This window comes from Mariniradius saccharolyticus AK6, from assembly GCF_000330725.2.
Taxonomy (GTDB): domain Bacteria; phylum Bacteroidota; class Bacteroidia; order Cytophagales; family Cyclobacteriaceae; genus Mariniradius; species Mariniradius saccharolyticus.
Window position 1 is genome coordinate 87,150 of sequence record NZ_AMZY02000004.1, and the last position, 16,831, is coordinate 103,980.

Below are 16,831 nucleotides of genomic sequence, written 5' to 3' on the forward strand. Positions count from 1 at the left end.
AAAACTGAAATCCTATGGGACACAAGCCAACCAAGTTCATTGCAGCAGTGGAAGAAGCGGAAATTTCCAACATCCAAACCATTGCCCAGAAACTACGCGAAAAAGGCTGCGTGATTCGTGATGTTTTGTCGTTTACGGGTGTAATCTCCGGCACCACGTCCGGAAATGAGTCCAAGCTGGATGATTTGAAGATTAAGGGCATCAAGTACATCGAGGAAGATGGAGAAATAAGGGCTTTGTAGTCCGTTTCTCCTTTTCCTTTTGCCAATTCCCCAAATCCTCTCGGAGTACCTGAGCGTCATCAGGACAGGTTCTTTTCTTTTGAAATCCCTCAGTTGCGCATCAATTTTTTGGGTATTCATCCCGCCACCAAAAATCTTGTTTGGAATGCTTCGAGAAATTTGGAACTTCATTGCTTGACTTTCCAACCAAACAAGCAATGAGAATTCTTTTCACTTTCCTGCTGGGGATTTCTACGACTATCCTGATCGCCCAAACCCAGCTTCCCATGAGATATAGAAACATCGGCCCACACCGCGGCGGTCGGTCCGTCACGGCGACTGGCGTGGTTGGTGATCCGCTCACTTACTACATGGGAATCACTGGCGGTGGTGTTTGGAAAACCAGCGATGCCGGGCAGCTTTGGGAGAACATCTCCGATGGCTATTTCACGACAGGATCTGTGGGCGCGATCGCCGTCTCCGAAAGCCACCCCCGCATCGTCTATGTCGGCATGGGTGAACACGCACCCCGGGGCGTGATGACCTCCTATGGAGATGGCGTCTACAAATCGATAGACGGAGGCAGTACTTGGAAAAAGGTAGGTCTTGAGAAAACCCAACACATTTCACGGATCATCATCCATCCCGAAAATCCAGATATCGTCTATGTTGCTGCGCAAGGCGCACTCCACGCCCCAAATGAGGATCGCGGTATTTTCAAAACCACCAACGGCGGGGAAACTTGGGAAAAAATCCTCTATGTGGATACAAAGACAGGCGCGGCGGAACTTTCTATGGACATGAATTATCCGGAAATCCTGTATGCAGCCATGTGGGAACATCAGCGCTTGCCTTGGAAAGTCATCTCCGGCGGCCCAGGTTCTGACCTGTACAAATCGACCGATGCCGGCAAAACCTGGAAAAAGATCAACCAAGGCCTTCCGAAGGAAAAAGGAAAAATGGCCATAGCCGTTTCCCGCGCTAATTCTTCCAAGGTCTATGCGCTGATCGAAAGCGACTCCAACAAGGACCTAGGGGGATTGTTTGTCTCCAATGATGCAGGTGAAAACTGGACCTTGGCGAGTGGCGACAACAGATTGACACAGCGGGCCTGGTATTACATCGAAGTGTTTGCAGATCCGGGTGATGAAAATACGGTCTATGTGCTCAGCGCTCCGGCATTGCGGTCCATTGATGGTGGAAAGAATTGGGAAGTGTTGCCCAACGCGCATGGTGACTACCATGACCTTTGGATCAATCCCAAAAATTCCAAAAACATGGTCATTGCCGATGATGGTGGGGCAGCCATTTCTTTCAACTATGCCAAAACTTGGTCACGCCAAGACAATATGCCCACTGCGCAAATGTACCGTATCAATACCGACAACCAGTTTCCGTACCGCATCTACGGTGGGCAGCAAGACAATACCTCCCTTGTGATCAACAGTATGGCCTTGGGACGGGGCGGAATCACGCAAGAGCATTGGAACTACTCAGCGGGTGGTGAATCCGCATTTTTGGCTTTTGATCCAAATGACCCCAGGTATGTTTTGGGAGGCGTCTATTTGGGAACGATTGAGGTGTTGGACACCAAGGCCCAAGCGGGAACCAATATCATGGCTGCTCCGATTCTATACCTGGGTCGGGATGCGAGCGATATGAAGTATCGGTTCAATTGGAATGCGCCGATCATTTGGTCGCAGCATGAACCCAACACCTTCTACCATGCCGCCCAGCATGTGTTGCGTACCCGGGACCTCGGTACAACTTGGGAAGAGGCTTCCCCAGATTTGACCAAAAACGAAAAAGAAAAACAAGGCAAAGGCGGCGGCCCCTACACCAACGAGGCAGTGGGCGCGGAAAACTACGGCACGATCGCCTACATCATCGAATCACCCCACGAAAAAGGCGTGATGTGGACAGGTTCGGACGACGGACTTGTACACCTGACCAAAGACGGCGGGAAGACTTGGGAAAACGTCACGCCCAAGGGACTTCCCGAGACGCTTGTCAATGCCATCGAGGTATCTCCCCATGACGCTGCCACTGCCTATATCGCGACGACCCGCTATAAGTTCAACGACTACACGCCAGCCATTTACAAGACCACGGACTATGGAAAAACCTGGATCAACATCAGCAAAGGCATTCCCTATGGTGCATTTACACGGGTCGTGCGGGAGGACACCCAAATCAAAAACCTTCTTTTTGCAGGAACAGAAACAGGAGTCTACATTTCCAGAAATAGTGGCCAATCATGGGATCCCTTTCAACTGAATCTTCCCGTCACGCCCATTACCGACCTGAAGATTGCACACAATGACCTGATCGTGGCCACCTCGGGCCGTTCCTATTGGATCTTGGATGATTTGCAACCGGTCAGGGAACTGAAGACAAAAGTCGAAAAGCCGCTCCTCTACACACCAGACGATACGTATAATGGTAGCTGGTATTCCTCGCTGAACAGCAACAGCGCCACGGGGAAAGACCCACTCGTGGGCGTCAACCCCGCTTCGGGGATGGTATTGTACTACCATTTGCCCGAGAATCATGTGGATAGCATCCCCGTGACTTTGGAAATCCGGAATGAAGCGGGAGAAATGATAAGGAGGTTCAGCAGCAAGAAAGACGCTTCATTCATTTCCTATGATGGAGGTCCATCTCCCGAGCCAGTGATTTCTTCGAAAAAAGGAGTCAATCGGTTCGTTTGGGACCTGAGACATGCCACCATGCCCGGAATTCCAACTGCCTTCATCGAGGGGAGTTACAGGGGCCACAAAGCTATTCCAGGCAGCTACCAAATCAAGGTCAAAGCAGGAAACGATTCCAGCCAAGTTTCGGCGAAAATCATCCCCAACCCTCACTTTGCCCTGACCCAAGAGGCCTATGTAGAATATGACAGATTCATGTCAGAAATGGAAAAGGAACTCACCGCGATGCACCGAATGGTCAATACGGCTATGGCTTACCAAAACCAACTCAAGGCCCTGATGGACCAAATCAAGACCGATGCAGATCGAAAAGACCTATACCTTGCCGCCCAAACACTCCAAAAAAGGATGCAGGCTTGGGACGAATCGATGGTACAGCGGAAATCCAAAGCCTATGACGATGTAGAAAACTTTCCCAACAAGTTCACCGCCAACTATCTCTACCTCATCAATCAGTCCGATAGTGAGATCCCTAGGATCACGCAGGGATCGAGGGATAGATTGGCCGAACTCAACGCAGAATGGGTGACACTCAAAGCAGAAGGAAATGCTTTATTGCAGGAGGAAATACCCAAATTCAATGCTTTGGCACAAGAAAAAGGTGTAGGTGTATTGTTTGTGAAGAATGAATAAACTCGGAAAATCAATTTTTGGTGATTACGATCGCCAAATTTCGCAAACCGAAATAAGTTGAATTTGTTGTCTACCCCAACTTAAATCAAGCAATCATAAAAAAAGAGGCTTGGGAATAGCTCCCGAGCCTCTTTCTATTTTTGGAAATATTCAATTAATCCTTTGAAGCAAAATCAGGATAAGCTTGCATGCTGTGCTCGTTGATATCCAAACCTTCCCTTTCCTCTTTTTCATCCACACGGATACCGATTGTCCGCTTGAGCGTGAAAAAAATCAGCCAGCTTGTTACAAAACAGAAAGCACCGACGATCGCAATCCCCTTTAATTGGGCAATAATCTGCGGCATGCCCGCCAAATCCCCAAACAAGCCAACGGCCAAGGTACCCCAAATCCCGCATACCAAGTGCACTGAGATCGCACCCACTGGGTCGTCGATTTTGATTTTGTCAAAAAGAACGACTGCAAAAACGACAAACGTACCACCGATCAATCCGATCAGTGCAGCTTCACCAACACCCATTTTGTCTGCACCAGCGGTGATGCTAACAAGTCCGGCAAGGATACCGTTGAGCACCATCGTGATATCATAGGTTTTGAATTTGAAATAGGAGGAAACCAGCGCTCCGAAAGCACCTGCTGCACCCGCAATCGCAGTCGTGACAAATACCTTGGATACCGTGCCAGGGTCGGCAGTTAGTACTGAACCGCCATTGAACCCAAACCAGCCGAACCACAACAAAAACACGCCGATGGTCGCCATAGGCAGGTTATGACCCGGGATCGCCTTCATGCCGGTAGGTGTATATTTGCCAAGTCTTGGACCAAGGAGAAACGCACCCACCAAGGCAGCCCAACCTCCCACTGAATGCACAATTGTAGAGCCTGCAAAATCATAGAACGGGGTTTCCATTGTATTCAAAAATCCTCCACCCCACTTCCACATGCCCACAATCGGGTAGCAAATCCCGACATAGATCAAGGAAAAAAAGATAAATGGTCCCAATTTGATCCGTTCGGCCACCGCACCTGACACGATCGTAGCGGCAGTTGCAGCGAACATGGCCTGGAAGATAAAATCTGTGAAGTAGGTGTAGCCCGCATTATAATTGGAAGAGTCCCAACCTTCGGGAAGTGATAAGCCAAATCCGGAAAATCCAAACACCGATCCGGCGAAATCCGCACCGGGATACATCAGATTGAACCCGATAAACGCGTAGGTCAAAAGACCCATCGCCGGGATGATTGTGTTCTTGAACAAGATATTGACAGTATTCTTGGCTCGGGTCAGTCCGGCCTCCAATGTAGCAAAGCCCAAGTGCATGATAAAGACCAACAACGTGGCCACCATCATCCACAGGTTATTGATGGTAAATAATTCCTGAGTCATAGGTTGATAGGTTTGTTAGGTTTTATATTTATTTTATTGATGGTTTCCTCGGATTAAAGGGCATCCACGCCTTTGTCATTGTTTCTGATACGATAGGCCTCGAGCGCCTCATAGACGAAAATCTTCCCGTCCCCGACTTCACCAGTCTTACCCATCTTTAGGATACAGTCAATCACGGAGGGCACAAGTTCATCTTCGGTCACAATCTCAAGCTTGGTTCGTGGTATATAGGCTGGCTCATAAGCCACACCACGGTATGTTTGCATCCTTGCATGCTCCATACCCATGCCTTTGACTTCGTAGAAAGTCAGGAATTTCACTCCCAATCCGGCCACGCACTTATGGATTTCATCAAATTTTGATGTCCTAATGATTGCTTCGATTTTTTTCATTTTGTCTAATTTTTTGGAGGGTTTAATAGGAAATCTGCGCTAATCTAAGCGAAAAAATGAAAAAAAAATATTTGATGGTTATTTTTCAATCCAATTTTGAAAAATTTTTCACTTTAATTTCAAAATCAAGCATTGAATTAGACCATAATTATATCACTCACGCATTATTTTTTGATTTTTAGCCTCAAATCGCTACCAAGAATGGGGAAATCTGAAAAAAAGCAGGTTAGTGGGAGAAAATTTGTCAATTTATCTGCACAAAAAACCAAAATCCCTATCCGGCAAAATATTCGCCGCAAAGTTTGATACCCGAGGGAAAAACCTAAATTTGGCACCTGAATTTTAGAGAACATGAACAAAAAACCAACACTTTTGGTCCTTGCGGCAGGCATGGGCAGCCGCTACGGTGGCAATAAGCAGATTGATGGATTCGGGCCAAACGGCGAAACGATATTGGAATATTCCATTTATGATGCCATCAGGGCAGGATTTGGAAAAGTAGTACTGATCGTAAGGGAAGAAATCCTACAAACAGCAAAAGACCTCCTTCTACCAAAATTGGAAGGAAAAATAGAAGTGGATTTCGTCCTTCAATCCATCAAGAGCTTTGTGCCTGAGGAATTTCAGAATCCAGATCGGGTAAAGCCTTTTGGCACAGCCCATGCGGTACTTTGCGCAAAGGATGCGATTGCGGAACCGTTCGCAGTCATCAATGCGGATGATTTTTATGGCAAGGAAGCTTACGACGTATTGGGTAGTTTCCTACAAAACGAGGTAAAGCCTGACCTCCATGCCATGGTCGGCTATGCCATCCAAAATGTACTTTCCGAGCATGGCACCGTCAGTCGTGGCGTTTGCTCCATGAACGCTGCGAACCAACTTATTGGCATGGTAGAGCGAACTTCCATTGCCCGTGAGGGTGAAAAAATACTGGCGAAGGGTGATGGAGAGGTGATCGAAATCAAGGAAGGAACACCTGTTTCCATGAATTTCTGGGGATTCCATCCGGATGTTTTCGCGGATATCGAACAGATGTGGCATGATTTCCTGCCCGCCAACAAAGAAAACCTCAAATCCGAATTTTATATCCCAACCGTCGCCAACAACCTTATCCAAGCGGGAAAAGCAGCATTTGAAATCTTACCCGGCGGCAAAACGTGGTTTGGAGTAACGTATACAGAGGATAAACCGGTGGTCATCGACGCATTGAAAAAACTGCACGATTCGGGAGAATATCCCGCGAACCTTTGGAAATAAACCACCAACTGAGAGGCTGCGAAATGCAGCCTTTTTTTTATGCGGAAATCGGAGCTAGGTTTTGCTGCTTTTCCGAATGCATCCGAGGAATCCTCCTACTTTCAAAATTCGATATTCGGCGTTCTTCATTCATTATTGAAATAAATGTAGAATATCGAATTTCCAATTTTGAATATCGATTGGGCCGATTGCCGTTCCGAGGCAAAGCGGTAAAGCCCAAAAAGCGGCAGATACCCGAAATCCAAACACTTTTCCCTAATTTGAGGCCAATTTCAACCTATTGTAACCATGAAACACAACCCAATCTACCTCATGCCATTGGCAATGCTTTTGGCATACTGCGGACCAAAAACCGAGACACAACAAGTACCGGTCGAAACTGTCACCGAAAATCCATTTGTAAATCCACCACTCGTGAGTCATGTGTACACAGCCGACCCTTCGGCCCATGTGTTTGATGGAAAATTGTACATCTATCCCTCACATGATGTAGAAAGTGCCGCGGCACAGGATGACATGGGTTCTCATTTCGACATGAAGGACTACCATGTCTTCTCTATGGACAGTCCCAGCAGCGAGGTCACCGACCATGGCAAGGTCTTGGCCTTGGAAGATGTCGCTTGGGCCAGCAGGCAACTTTGGGCACCGGATGCCGCCGAGAAGGATGGCAAATATTACCTCTACTTTCCCGCAAAAGACAAGCAGGATGTCTTTAGAATCGGCGTTGCCGTCGCCGACAATCCCGCCGGTCCATTCAAAGCAGAACCCGAACCCATCAAGGGTTCCTACAGCATTGATCCTTCCGTGCTGAAAGATACCGATGGCAACTATTATCTGTATGCGGGTGGAATCTGGGGCGGACAGTTGCAGCGATTCAAAAACGGCAAATACCAAGAGGGCCTAACCGGTCCCACAGCCGGCCTTCCCGCTGACAGCCTACCAGCCTTGGGACCTTATGTGGCCAAACTTTCGGCCGATATGAAGTCTTTTTCAGAAACGCCAAAGGAAATCAAGATTCTCGATGAGTCCGGAAATCCGATCTTGGCGGGTGACAACAACAGGAGATTCTTTGAGGCAGCCTGGGTGCACAAGTATGCTGACAAGTACTATCTGTCCTACTCCACAGGCGACACACATTTCATCGCCTATGCCACCTCTGACAATCCTTACGGTCCATTTACTTATAAGGGAATCGTGCTACACCCCGTCCAAGGCTGGACCAACCACCACTCGATTGTGGAATGGAACGGGAAATGGTATCTCTTCTACCACGACACCGAACTCTCCGGAGAGACGCACCTCCGAAACATCAAAATGACCGAATTGGTCCACAAGGAGGACGGTACGATCGAACCGATTTTCCCAATGAAAAAATAAAAGCGAAAGCCTTCCGAGTTTGGAAGGCTTTTTTTGGTTTCTAGGGCAGTCAGTAATCAATAAAAAAATGGCTGATTTGAATTTTTTCTTGAGGAGGTCCAGAAATCTGGTCAAAAACCAAATTTCGGCAATCTTTTTAGAACCTTATCAAACCGCAAATTTCTCTCTTTCTTGAAGTTGAATAAATGCAGAACATCCCGCTTTTGATGTCAAAATCTCACCGAGCAAAGCCCAGCTTTATTTCTAAAACACCTTGTCCACAATTACCAGCATGATCAACAGGAGAAACAACGTAAGGATCACTTTCCCGGAAATCACCAAAAACGTATGGAAAAATAGAAGAATTCTGAGATAACGTCTTCGTGTATCATTTTCACCAAGGGCACTTATCATCTCCAAAATTTGCTTCCTTTTCAGCGCAACTTTTCTCGTTCCTTGTTCAAAACGAATACCTTGACATTTATTGAGCCACCAAAAATAAACAGGGAAAAGTAACCCAATCCAAACACTAAAGACTACGAAGAAGAAAAACAACTTGAAATAACCCATGAAGAACAATTCATCCAAATTCTATTGCCTATACGCAAACACCAGATACCGGCAGGGCTGATTTACTTATTTCGCCTGATCTTCGGGGGATTCTGGCGTGTATCAAAAACATCAGCAATTCTTATCAAGCCGTTGTCCAAATCTACACTGTATATCAACTTGTAATTTTTATAGACCAAATATCGATATTGGATTTTTCGTCCTTTCAGAAGCTCTTCTTCTTGACCGATAAATGGAGTAGTTAAAAGCTTGTTGGGTTCGTTGATAATCCCCTTCACAAATTTAGCTGCGAACTCTTTGCCCACTTCTCCACAGTAGTAATCGTAAATCTCATCGAGTTGTGATTCAGCAAATTCAGACCAAACGATCGAAAAATTCATTACTTGTACTTCAAAAGGAGTTCCTCGCTGCTCTTGAATCGGTTTTCATCGAAGTCTGACTCCGAACGATCAATCCGAAGGTTGAGTTCCTCCATTCCGGTGGAGTCCGGGGCCTCTCCCGCTGGCGCCAAAGTCTGACTCCTCAAAACCTGCTCAAGTATTAATACCACTTCCTCGCTCTGAAGCTTCAAGAACTCCTGGATAAACTCAATTTTTCGGGCTTCAAGATTCATGATTTTAAGCGTTTTTATGGATATTTAAAATTAGGCAAAATCCCAGAATCAACTCTATCAGATTGAATAAACTTTCGGTGTGACACGCAGAATCTACCTTAAATCCCCCCTATCTGAATCAGCGCTTCATAGGCCTCATCACCCGGCCGTGGGGCATTTACGTCGATGATCTTGTTGTCTTTTCCCAAAATCAGGTAGCGCGGAATCCCCCATACCTTGAAGTAGCGGACAATCTCTGCCTCAAATCCCTTGCCTGCAAATAAGTGAACACCGCGCATGGGGTTTTTGCTGAGGTAATTTTTCCAAGCTTCGGGCTTCTCGTCAATCGACACATACATCAGCACTACATCATCCCTCTCCCTCAATTTTTGCTCAAAAGCGGGCGTTTTAGTCCTGAACGTATTGATACAGGGTCCGCACCAGCTGGCCCATAGGTCAAGGTAAATGATCTTGTCCTTGTAGTCTGCCAGACTTACCTTGTTGCCTTCCATATCCTCAAAGGCGAAATTTTCTACGATTGCACCCTCCCTCAGCTTTTCCAAGGAAGCCAATCCCCTCTGCAACTGGGGCAAAAATCCAGACTTTGGATACAGTTGCTGAAACTCGGTCACCTGCCGCTCTGCCACTTCATAGCCGCCTGACAGCATCACCGTTTCGTTGAGGATCATCGCAGCACGGTAGAGTTCCTGCTTGGGCTCGGGAAGGCTCTCGATGTAGTTTTCGATTTGGTAGTTTGGTACGCCAAAGGGAATACCCATGGCAGAATGCAGCGACATCATCAGTGACCTCGCCAAGTCGTCAGACAGTGCGTTGATTTCTTTGTCCAGCCCAATTCCGGAAAGATAGGCATCCAAAAAGGCGATCTTTTCTTTAGGCTCCAATTCTTGGGCACGCTCGATATAGAGTTCTCCCAATTGGATCATCATGGCTTGGGTGTAAAGCCTGGCGTTTGCCATTTCCTTGGCTTCAAGTCCGGCGGAGTTTTGGCTCACAATCTGGTCAAGGTTGGACTTGACGCCCTTGCTAAATCCGATATAGCTATCGATGGCAGGTGCTTCTTCCACGTCAAAAAGGACCTTGGAGACTTCCGAATACAATTCCTGCTGGATATATTTATCCATGCTCTGCATGAACTTTTGGTAGGCAGGCGAGGCGCTTTGTGCATATCCAAACGCCGACACAAAAGACAAAAAAAGCAATAAAACTGATTTTTTGAGATAGATAGAGTGCGATTTCATCGTTATGAAATGGATTGAAATGGGTGGATGATATGCTGCCAATTTAACGAGTGTCTTGGATAAAATGGCTACTTTTGAACAAATAAACTGATTCTAGGCAACTTTGATTTGAAAATATGCAAAAGCTTCTTTTCTCCACAACTGAAATTGCCAAGGATTTGGCGCTAGCATTGCTTAGAATTGGCGGGGCGCTGATGCTGCTGACACATGGCTGGGCCAAGATTTCCGACTTCACCGGCTACCTTGCCAAATTCAGCGATCCGATCGGACTCGGCCCCGCGGTTTCGCTTCAGCTTGCCATTTTTGCAGAATTTTTCTGTGCGATTTTGGTAGCGATCGGTTTTTTGACCCGGCTTTCGCTCATCCCAATGATCATCACGATGCTCGTCGCGGCACTGATCGCCCATGCGGATGATCCATTTTCATCCAAAGAAAAATCGTTGCTGTTTCTGTTGGTATTTATCGTGCTGTTTTTGCTCGGTCCCGGAAAGTACTCTGTGGATGCCCAGATCAAAAAGCGCAATTATTGAGCAACGGCGGCGACTTTCCCCTTTTCGATCGTAAAAAACCGAACATCCGTCTCCTTCATTCCTGAAAGAATCTGACGCGAGCGCTCCGGTCTGGCATCGGTAATGAACAATTGTCCAAACTGGCGGTCGGCGACCAACTCCATCAATTTACCGATCCGCTTGTCATCCAGCTTGTCGAAGATATCATCCAAAAGGAGCAAGGGCTTGGTTCCCTTTTGTTGGTTAAGAATTTGAAACTGGGCAAGCTTGAGGGCAATGACGTAGGACTTCTGCTGCCCTTGGGAGCCAAAATTTTTTATTTTAAAGTCATTGATCGAAAACAGAAAATCATCCTTGTGGATACCCATATTTGTCCGACGGGTGGCGATGTCCTTTTGGAGGCATTGCCCAAAGCTTTCCATGAAATTCTCCTCCATACAATCCGATTCATAAGACACGCCTACGGGTTCCTGCGCATCGGAGATGAAGCGGTAAAACTCCAGCAACTTCGGTTGAAATTCCAGCAAAAAATCGCTTCTCACACCCGCAATGTACTTCGAAAGCGACACGATCTCCCTATCGTAAGGCTCTAGGTACGCCGGCTTCCAGTTTCCCCTTTCCGCAAACTGCTTGAGCAGCGCGTTTCTTTGTTTGAGGAAATGCTGGTAACGCATGAGCTTTTCCAGGTATTCATGGTTGACCTGACAGATCATCCCATCAAAAAAACGCCTCCTTTCCTCACTGCCATCTTTGATCAGCATAGTATCATCCGGTGCAATCAGGACGATCGGCAGCAGCCCAATGTGTTCACTCATTTTCTCCACGGGCTTTCCCTGCCGCAGCAGTTGCTTTTTTTTCCCATTTTCCACCACCAATCGTATCTCCCAATTTTTTCCCTCCAAGTCAAACTCGCCGGATAAAGTGAAGAACTCCCCCCCATGCAGGACGTTGAGGTTGTCCATGCTCTGGAAGGCGCTTTTGGTAAGGCAGAGGTAGTGGATGGCATCCAGCAGGTTGGTCTTACCACTACCGTTGATACCGAGCAGGCAATTGATCTCCCGGGAAAAATCCAGGTCCGCCTTTTGGTAATTCTTGAATTGGTGGAGCCGGAGATTTTTGAGATACATGATGCGGATACTGTGGGGTTTTTGGTTAATTTCGCAGGCAGCCTCGAAATTCAGCCCATTTCGCTATATTTGGGGCCTAATTTAGCATATTTTACCACATTGGATATGGCAAAGAAAAGTACCACCACCAAGTCAAAAGCGAAATATTCAAAAGAAACTTACGCGTATTGGTATGAAAGCATGCTTTTGATGAGGAGGTTTGAGGAGAAGGCAGGACAGTTGTACGGTCAGCAAAAAATTAGGGGATTTTGTCACCTTTATATCGGTCAGGAAGCCTGTGCTTCCGGTGCCATCACGGCATTGACCAAGGATGACAAGTGGATCACAGCCTACCGTGACCATGCCCATCCGCTTGGCTTGGGAACAGACCCGGGCGCCATCATGGCAGAGTTGTATGGAAAATCAACCGGTACCACCAAAGGAAAGGGCGGCTCCATGCACATTTTTGACAAAGAAAGAAACTTCATGGGTGGCCACGGAATCGTGGGTGCGCAAGTGCCGATGGGCCTTGGAATTGGCTTTGCGGAAAAATACAAAGGAACCAAAAACCTTTGTATCTGCTACATGGGTGACGGTGCCGTCAGACAAGGTGCCGTACACGAGGCATTCAACCTAGCCATGCTTTACAAGGTCCCTGTGATCTTCGTCATTGAAAACAATGGCTATGCCATGGGTACATCCGTAGAGAGGACCTCCAACGTGACCGAACTTTACATGATCGGAAAAGGGTATGATATGCCGTCTTTCCCAGTCGACGGAATGAACGTGGAAGCCGTCCATGAGGCAGTTGCTGAGGCTGCTGAAAGAGCAAGGAAAGGTGACGGACCAACCCTTTTGGAATTCAGAACCTACCGCTACAAGGGGCACTCCATGTCCGATCCGCAAAAATACAGAACCAAGGAAGAGGTCGAAGAATACAAGCAGCGTGATCCCATCGAGCAGGTCAAAAAGACCATCCAGGACAACAATATCCTTACCGAGGAGGAAATCGCCGAAATCGATGCCCGGGTGAAAAAGCAAGTGGACGCATCCGTGAAATTTGCTGAAGAATCACCTTGGCCTGACGGGATGGACGCATTCAAAGATGTTTATGTACAGGAAGATTACCCGTTTGTAATGGAGTAAATTCCCCAAACCGACTTGGACTTCAGCCACGGCCCCATAAGGAACCGTGGCTGATTTTTTTGATCCCAATTTGTGTATTAAGTAAAAGCCTTATATTTGCGGCTGCAAAAAATCAAACAATGGCTAAGAAAACGACGCAAAAAGCTTCTGGTGTGGAAGATTTGTTGGAAAAACCCGAAGAAATCGCAAGCAGACTGGAAAGAGGCGAGGCCTACGTAAAGCAAAACTCAAAACTGGTTGGGGGAATTTTGATTGCGGTGATCGTCGTGATCGCCGGTGCACTCTACTTCCAGATTGACAATCAGAACAAAAACGATAAAGCACAGGAGGAAATGTTCCAAGCTGTGTATTATTTTGAGCAGGACAGCGTGGATTATGCGCTCAATGGCGATGGTTCCAATCCGGGTTTCCTCAAAATAGTCGATCAGTACGGCAGGACCGATGCCGCCAACTTGGCACATTTCTACATCGGATCGATCTACCTATCCCAAGGCAAGTTCCAAGACGCGGTGGATCACTTGAAGAAATTCTCGTCCGACGACTATTTTGTTCAAGCGAGAGCATTTTCGCTCTTGGGAGACGCATATTTGGAATTAGGAAATACGAGCGATGCAATTTCGTCCTACAAAAAGGCTGTTGACCACAAGGAAAACAAGTTCTTTGCACCGCGGTATTTGAGTAAATTGGCCGTTGCTTATGAAGAGGCAGGCGATATCGAAAATGCTATCAAGACCTACACTACCATCGAAGAGAAATATTTCGAATCATACGAATATACCAACGCTCGAAAGCATAAAGCTCGCTTGGAAGGCCTTGCCTCTAAGTAATGCTTCGACAAAAAGCAGCATTCCAAAAGAGTAGGGCCTAGGTTCTGCTCTTTTTTGTTTTTATCCAAAACAGAAATACCATGGCAACATCCCTCAAAAGTCTCAGCCAATATTCCGACAAAAACCTGGTGGATATGTCCACCAAAAAATTTGGCATCGTCGTCTCCGAGTGGAACGATGAAATCACCGAGGCCCTGTACAAAGGTGCCTTGGAGACGCTGCTGAAACACGGGGTGAAAAAATACAACATCTTTCGAAAAAATGTCCCGGGTTCATTCGAACTGTCGCTGGGGGCACAATGGCTCGCCCAACTTGACGAAATCGATGCTGTGATTTGCCTGGGTTGCGTGATTCAGGGCGAAACCCGCCACTTTGATTTTATTTGCGATGCGGTGGCCCACGGCATTACCAATGTCAGCCTCAAATACAACAAACCAGTCATTTTTGGGGTTTTGACTCCGAACAACCAACAGCAGGCGCTCGACCGGGCAGGCGGCAAACACGGCAACAAAGGCGACGAGGCTGCCATCACTGCGATTAAGATGCTGGGATTTTGAGGTATGAGACATGAGATTTTAGATTTGAGTATCTCGTCATTTCGTACTTCTGACTTCCAACTTCGCACTTCTTTCCAAACCTATTGACAACGAAAAATTCGTACCATGAAAATCATGAAATTCGGAGGTACTTCTGTCGGAAAACCCGAGAGAATGCACCAAGTTAAAGACCTGATTACCCGCGATAGCGAAAAAAAGATTGTAGTTCTTTCGGCGCTCTCCGGCACCACTAATGCCCTGGTGTCCATCGGCGAAGCGCTTGCCGAAGGCAAAAAAGACCTCGCGAAAGAGCGCATCGATACCTTGCACAAACATTACCTGGCTTTTTTCCCAGAACTCCTCAAAACCGAGGCGGCAAGAAAAAAGGGTGAGAAAATTATTCAGGAACATTTTGAGTTTCTCAATATCTTACTGAAAATATCCTTCAATGAAGCCATCAACAGGGATATTTTGGCACAAGGAGAGTTGCTCTCCACCAAGTTATTCTACACGCTTTTGCAGGAACTAGACATCAAGGCAGTATTTCTTCCAGCCTTGGACTTCATGAGCATCGATGAAAACAACGAACCTGAACTGAAGAAAATCAGTGAGAAACTGAAATCAATCCTGGCAAATTATCCCCAAGACCGGATTTTTGTTACTCAGGGCTATATCTGCAAAAACCACCGCAATGAGGTCGACAACCTCAAGCGGGGCGGTTCGGATTATTCTGCATCGCTTATTGGGGCAGCTGTCAATTCCGAAGTAGTGGAAATCTGGACCGACATCGACGGCATGCACAACAACGACCCTAGGGTTGTCGACAAGACCAGACCAATTGCGCAGCTTTCATTCGATGAAGCGGCAGAATTGGCATACTTTGGCGCCAAAATCCTCCACCCTGCTTCCATCTGGCCAGCACAACATGCCAATATCCCGGTAAAATTGCTCAACACCATGGAGCCAAATGCACCGGGCACCACCATCACGTCCAAGGAACAGGGAACAGGCGTAAAGGCCTTGGCCGCAAAAGATGGTATTACAGCCATCAAAATAAAGTCCACCAGGATGCTGTTGGCCTACGGATTTTTGAGGAAAGTTTTCGAAGTGTTTGAGAAATACAAAACCTCTATTGACATGATCACCACTTCTGAGGTGGCAGTTTCTGTCACGATAGATGACTTGACCCATATGAAGCAAATAGTGAAGGAACTCGAAGCCTTTGGAACCGTGGAAGTCGACAAAAACCAAACCATCATCTCCGTCGTTGGTAACATGATTGCCGAATCAAAAGGAACCTTGGCCAATATCATGGACTGCCTACGGGATTACCCGATTCGGATGGTATCCTATGGCGGAAGTAGACACAATGTCTCTTTGTTGGTGGAAGCAAAATACAAAAATGACGCGCTTAGAAGCTTGAACGAGGGCTTGTTTTCCTGGTAAAAAAACCTCTGAAGCACGGAAATTGAAAGTTATGAAAATGAGAAAAACGATTTGGTTTGCATTGTTTGGCCTTTTTGGAATGGGGCTATTTTCCTGTGAGAAAGAACCTGAAACACCCGTCGATCCACTGTTTGAGCAACAGGTGTTTGCGGTCTCCGAAGTCATGTTCCAAAGGTTTATGTTTGAGATTAATCTCTCTTTCTACAAAGGTTTGCAATCCAACGGCATCATTGGAAATTTTCTGCTGAATCCTGCCGAAGTTGACTGCCCAAACACCATCTACGCATGGAATCCAGCAACCAACACCATGACTATCAGTTATGGACAATCCTGTCAACCCACTACCGGATTTCCGAAGTCGGGGACCATTCGGGTGACGCTTTCGGGATCTGAATGGGTACCAGGCGCTATCGCCACATTAGAGACAGAAAACCTCGTGCTTGACCAAAGGGCTTTCAAAGGAACGTTGCGAATCGAACATAGGGATATCGTATTTGGAGATACCTACAGACAGGCGATCTTATATCAAAATTTACAGTATACCCACGAGGACAATAAGGTTTCTACCCTTTCAGGGACTTTCCCGGCCCAAGTCAACCGGAGCAACGGCCTTTTGGTGTCTTACGATGTGCTAGGGCAAGGAACAGGGAACTACAAAGGGACCGGAAATTTTGTAAGCCTGATCACCTCACCGCTACAATTTGCCATGAATTGTAGGGATTTGGGGCGAAATGGCTTCACAAGAGGTCTGATGGAATCCGTTTGGGACAATGCAGACATCCAAACATCAGTTGGAGCTGGTCCGGAATGCAGCACCCAACTTACACTAAGGCTGGGTGACCAGATTAGGAACATTCCTTTTTAAAAGACGCAAATTGAAACT

16 protein-coding genes are annotated in these 16,831 nt (G+C 46.8%); 10 read left to right on the plus strand and 6 right to left on the minus strand.

The genetic code is table 11. The annotated features are described in order from the left end of the window. Positions 1–14 precede the first annotated feature (14 nt). Both C943_RS21665 and C943_RS02755 read left to right on the plus strand, forming a co-directional pair. Complete coding sequence (locus C943_RS21665; RefSeq protein ID WP_008623941.1) at positions 15–242, plus strand: hypothetical protein; 228 nt, start codon at positions 15–17, stop codon at positions 240–242. Between the two features lie 197 nt (positions 243–439). Then, positions 440–3,565, plus strand: coding sequence for a WD40/YVTN/BNR-like repeat-containing protein (locus tag C943_RS02755; protein WP_040478828.1), 3,126 nt, complete (start codon positions 440–442; stop codon positions 3,563–3,565). Positions 3,566–3,719: 154 nt separating this feature from the next. Here C943_RS02755 and C943_RS02760 read toward each other — a convergent pair whose 3' ends face one another. Both C943_RS02760 and C943_RS02765 read right to left on the minus strand, forming a co-directional pair. After that, positions 3,720–4,952: an ammonium transporter gene (locus C943_RS02760; protein ID WP_040478800.1), complete on the minus strand. Its 1,233-nt coding sequence runs from the start codon at positions 4,950–4,952 to the stop codon at positions 3,720–3,722. A 53-nt stretch (positions 4,953–5,005) separates the two neighbouring features. Next, entirely contained in the window at positions 5,006–5,344 is a 339-nt protein-coding gene (locus C943_RS02765; protein ID WP_008623944.1) for a P-II family nitrogen regulator, read from the minus strand. Between the two features lie 351 nt (positions 5,345–5,695). Between C943_RS02765 and C943_RS02770 the strand changes: the two genes are divergently transcribed. Together C943_RS02770 and C943_RS02775 are read left to right on the plus strand one after the other, a co-directional pair. Further along, complete coding sequence (locus C943_RS02770; RefSeq protein ID WP_008623946.1) at positions 5,696–6,601, plus strand: nucleotidyltransferase family protein; 906 nt, start codon at positions 5,696–5,698, stop codon at positions 6,599–6,601. Between the two features lie 288 nt (positions 6,602–6,889). Then, positions 6,890–7,978, plus strand: a complete 1,089-nt coding sequence (locus tag C943_RS02775; protein ID WP_008623948.1) for a glycoside hydrolase family 43 protein — start codon at positions 6,890–6,892, stop codon at positions 7,976–7,978. Positions 7,979–8,589: 611 nt separating this feature from the next. On the opposite strand, the gene C943_RS02785 is transcribed toward C943_RS02775, so the two are convergent. The 3 genes from C943_RS02785 to C943_RS02795 all read right to left on the minus strand — a co-directional run bounded on the left by C943_RS02785 (position 8,590) and on the right by C943_RS02795 (position 10,378). Then, positions 8,590–8,907, minus strand: a complete 318-nt coding sequence (locus C943_RS02785) for a type II toxin-antitoxin system RelE/ParE family toxin (RefSeq protein WP_008623964.1) — start codon at positions 8,905–8,907, stop codon at positions 8,590–8,592. Continuing rightward, positions 8,907–9,140 carry a hypothetical protein gene (locus C943_RS02790; protein ID WP_008623966.1) on the minus strand — a complete coding sequence of 78 codons (234 nt, stop codon included), beginning with the start codon at positions 9,138–9,140 and terminating at the stop codon, positions 8,907–8,909. The genes C943_RS02785 and C943_RS02790 overlap by 1 nt, the downstream gene beginning before the upstream one ends. 98 nt (positions 9,141–9,238) lie before the next feature. Further along, positions 9,239–10,378 (minus strand): TlpA family protein disulfide reductase, encoded by a 1,140-nt coding sequence (locus tag C943_RS02795; protein ID WP_081610439.1) that lies wholly within the window; start codon positions 10,376–10,378, stop codon positions 9,239–9,241. Positions 10,379–10,494: 116 nt separating this feature from the next. Here C943_RS02795 and C943_RS02800 point away from each other — a divergent pair, with 116 nt between their 5' ends. Beyond that, a complete protein-coding gene (locus C943_RS02800; RefSeq protein ID WP_008623971.1) occupies positions 10,495–10,908 on the plus strand; it encodes a DoxX family protein in 414 nt (137 codons plus the stop codon). On the opposite strand, the gene recF is transcribed toward C943_RS02800, so the two are convergent. After that, positions 10,902–12,014 carry a DNA replication/repair protein RecF gene (recF, locus tag C943_RS02805; RefSeq protein WP_008623972.1) on the minus strand — a complete coding sequence of 371 codons (1,113 nt, stop codon included), beginning with the start codon at positions 12,012–12,014 and terminating at the stop codon, positions 10,902–10,904. The two genes, C943_RS02800 and recF, sit on opposite strands and share 7 nt — an antisense overlap. A gap of 105 nt (positions 12,015–12,119) precedes the next feature. Here recF and pdhA point away from each other — a divergent pair, with 105 nt between their 5' ends. From pdhA to C943_RS02830, 5 genes are all read left to right on the plus strand, one after another. Beyond that, entirely contained in the window at positions 12,120–13,139 is a 1,020-nt protein-coding gene (gene pdhA / locus C943_RS02810) for a pyruvate dehydrogenase (acetyl-transferring) E1 component subunit alpha (protein ID WP_040478829.1), read from the plus strand. A 119-nt stretch (positions 13,140–13,258) separates the two neighbouring features. Beyond that, complete coding sequence (locus C943_RS02815) at positions 13,259–13,966, plus strand: tetratricopeptide repeat protein (protein WP_040478804.1); 708 nt, start codon at positions 13,259–13,261, stop codon at positions 13,964–13,966. An 80-nt stretch (positions 13,967–14,046) separates the two neighbouring features. After that, positions 14,047–14,523, plus strand: a complete 477-nt coding sequence (ribH, locus tag C943_RS02820) for a 6,7-dimethyl-8-ribityllumazine synthase (RefSeq protein ID WP_008623979.1) — start codon at positions 14,047–14,049, stop codon at positions 14,521–14,523. A 105-nt stretch (positions 14,524–14,628) separates the two neighbouring features. Next, entirely contained in the window at positions 14,629–15,948 is a 1,320-nt protein-coding gene (locus C943_RS02825) for an aspartate kinase (protein ID WP_008623981.1), read from the plus strand. A gap of 31 nt (positions 15,949–15,979) precedes the next feature. Then, positions 15,980–16,813, plus strand: coding sequence for a hypothetical protein (locus tag C943_RS02830; RefSeq protein WP_008623982.1), 834 nt, complete (start codon positions 15,980–15,982; stop codon positions 16,811–16,813). Positions 16,814–16,831: the final 18 nt, after the last annotated feature.

Excerpts from the sequence above, each read along its gene's own strand:
- C943_RS21665 (WP_008623941.1), top strand. The coding sequence starts at position 15 with ATGGGACACAAGCCAACCAAGTTCATTGCAGCAGTGGAAGAAGCGGAA.
- C943_RS02755 (WP_040478828.1), top strand. The coding sequence starts at position 440 with ATGAGAATTCTTTTCACTTTCCTGCTGGGGATTTCTACGACTATCCTG.
- C943_RS02760 (WP_040478800.1), bottom strand. The coding sequence starts at position 4,952 with ATGACTCAGGAATTATTTACCATCAATAACCTGTGGATGATGGTGGCC.
- C943_RS02765 (WP_008623944.1), bottom strand. The coding sequence starts at position 5,344 with ATGAAAAAAATCGAAGCAATCATTAGGACATCAAAATTTGATGAAATC.
- C943_RS02770 (WP_008623946.1), top strand. The coding sequence starts at position 5,696 with ATGAACAAAAAACCAACACTTTTGGTCCTTGCGGCAGGCATGGGCAGC.
- C943_RS02775 (WP_008623948.1), top strand. The coding sequence starts at position 6,890 with ATGAAACACAACCCAATCTACCTCATGCCATTGGCAATGCTTTTGGCA.
- C943_RS02785 (WP_008623964.1), bottom strand. The coding sequence starts at position 8,907 with ATGAATTTTTCGATCGTTTGGTCTGAATTTGCTGAATCACAACTCGAT.
- C943_RS02790 (WP_008623966.1), bottom strand. The coding sequence starts at position 9,140 with ATGAATCTTGAAGCCCGAAAAATTGAGTTTATCCAGGAGTTCTTGAAG.
- C943_RS02795 (WP_081610439.1), bottom strand. The coding sequence starts at position 10,378 with ATGAAATCGCACTCTATCTATCTCAAAAAATCAGTTTTATTGCTTTTT.
- C943_RS02800 (WP_008623971.1), top strand. The coding sequence starts at position 10,495 with ATGCAAAAGCTTCTTTTCTCCACAACTGAAATTGCCAAGGATTTGGCG.
- recF (WP_008623972.1), bottom strand. The coding sequence starts at position 12,014 with ATGTATCTCAAAAATCTCCGGCTCCACCAATTCAAGAATTACCAAAAG.
- pdhA (WP_040478829.1), top strand. The coding sequence starts at position 12,120 with ATGGCAAAGAAAAGTACCACCACCAAGTCAAAAGCGAAATATTCAAAA.
- C943_RS02815 (WP_040478804.1), top strand. The coding sequence starts at position 13,259 with ATGGCTAAGAAAACGACGCAAAAAGCTTCTGGTGTGGAAGATTTGTTG.
- ribH (WP_008623979.1), top strand. The coding sequence starts at position 14,047 with ATGGCAACATCCCTCAAAAGTCTCAGCCAATATTCCGACAAAAACCTG.
- C943_RS02825 (WP_008623981.1), top strand. The coding sequence starts at position 14,629 with ATGAAAATCATGAAATTCGGAGGTACTTCTGTCGGAAAACCCGAGAGA.
- C943_RS02830 (WP_008623982.1), top strand. The coding sequence starts at position 15,980 with ATGAAAATGAGAAAAACGATTTGGTTTGCATTGTTTGGCCTTTTTGGA.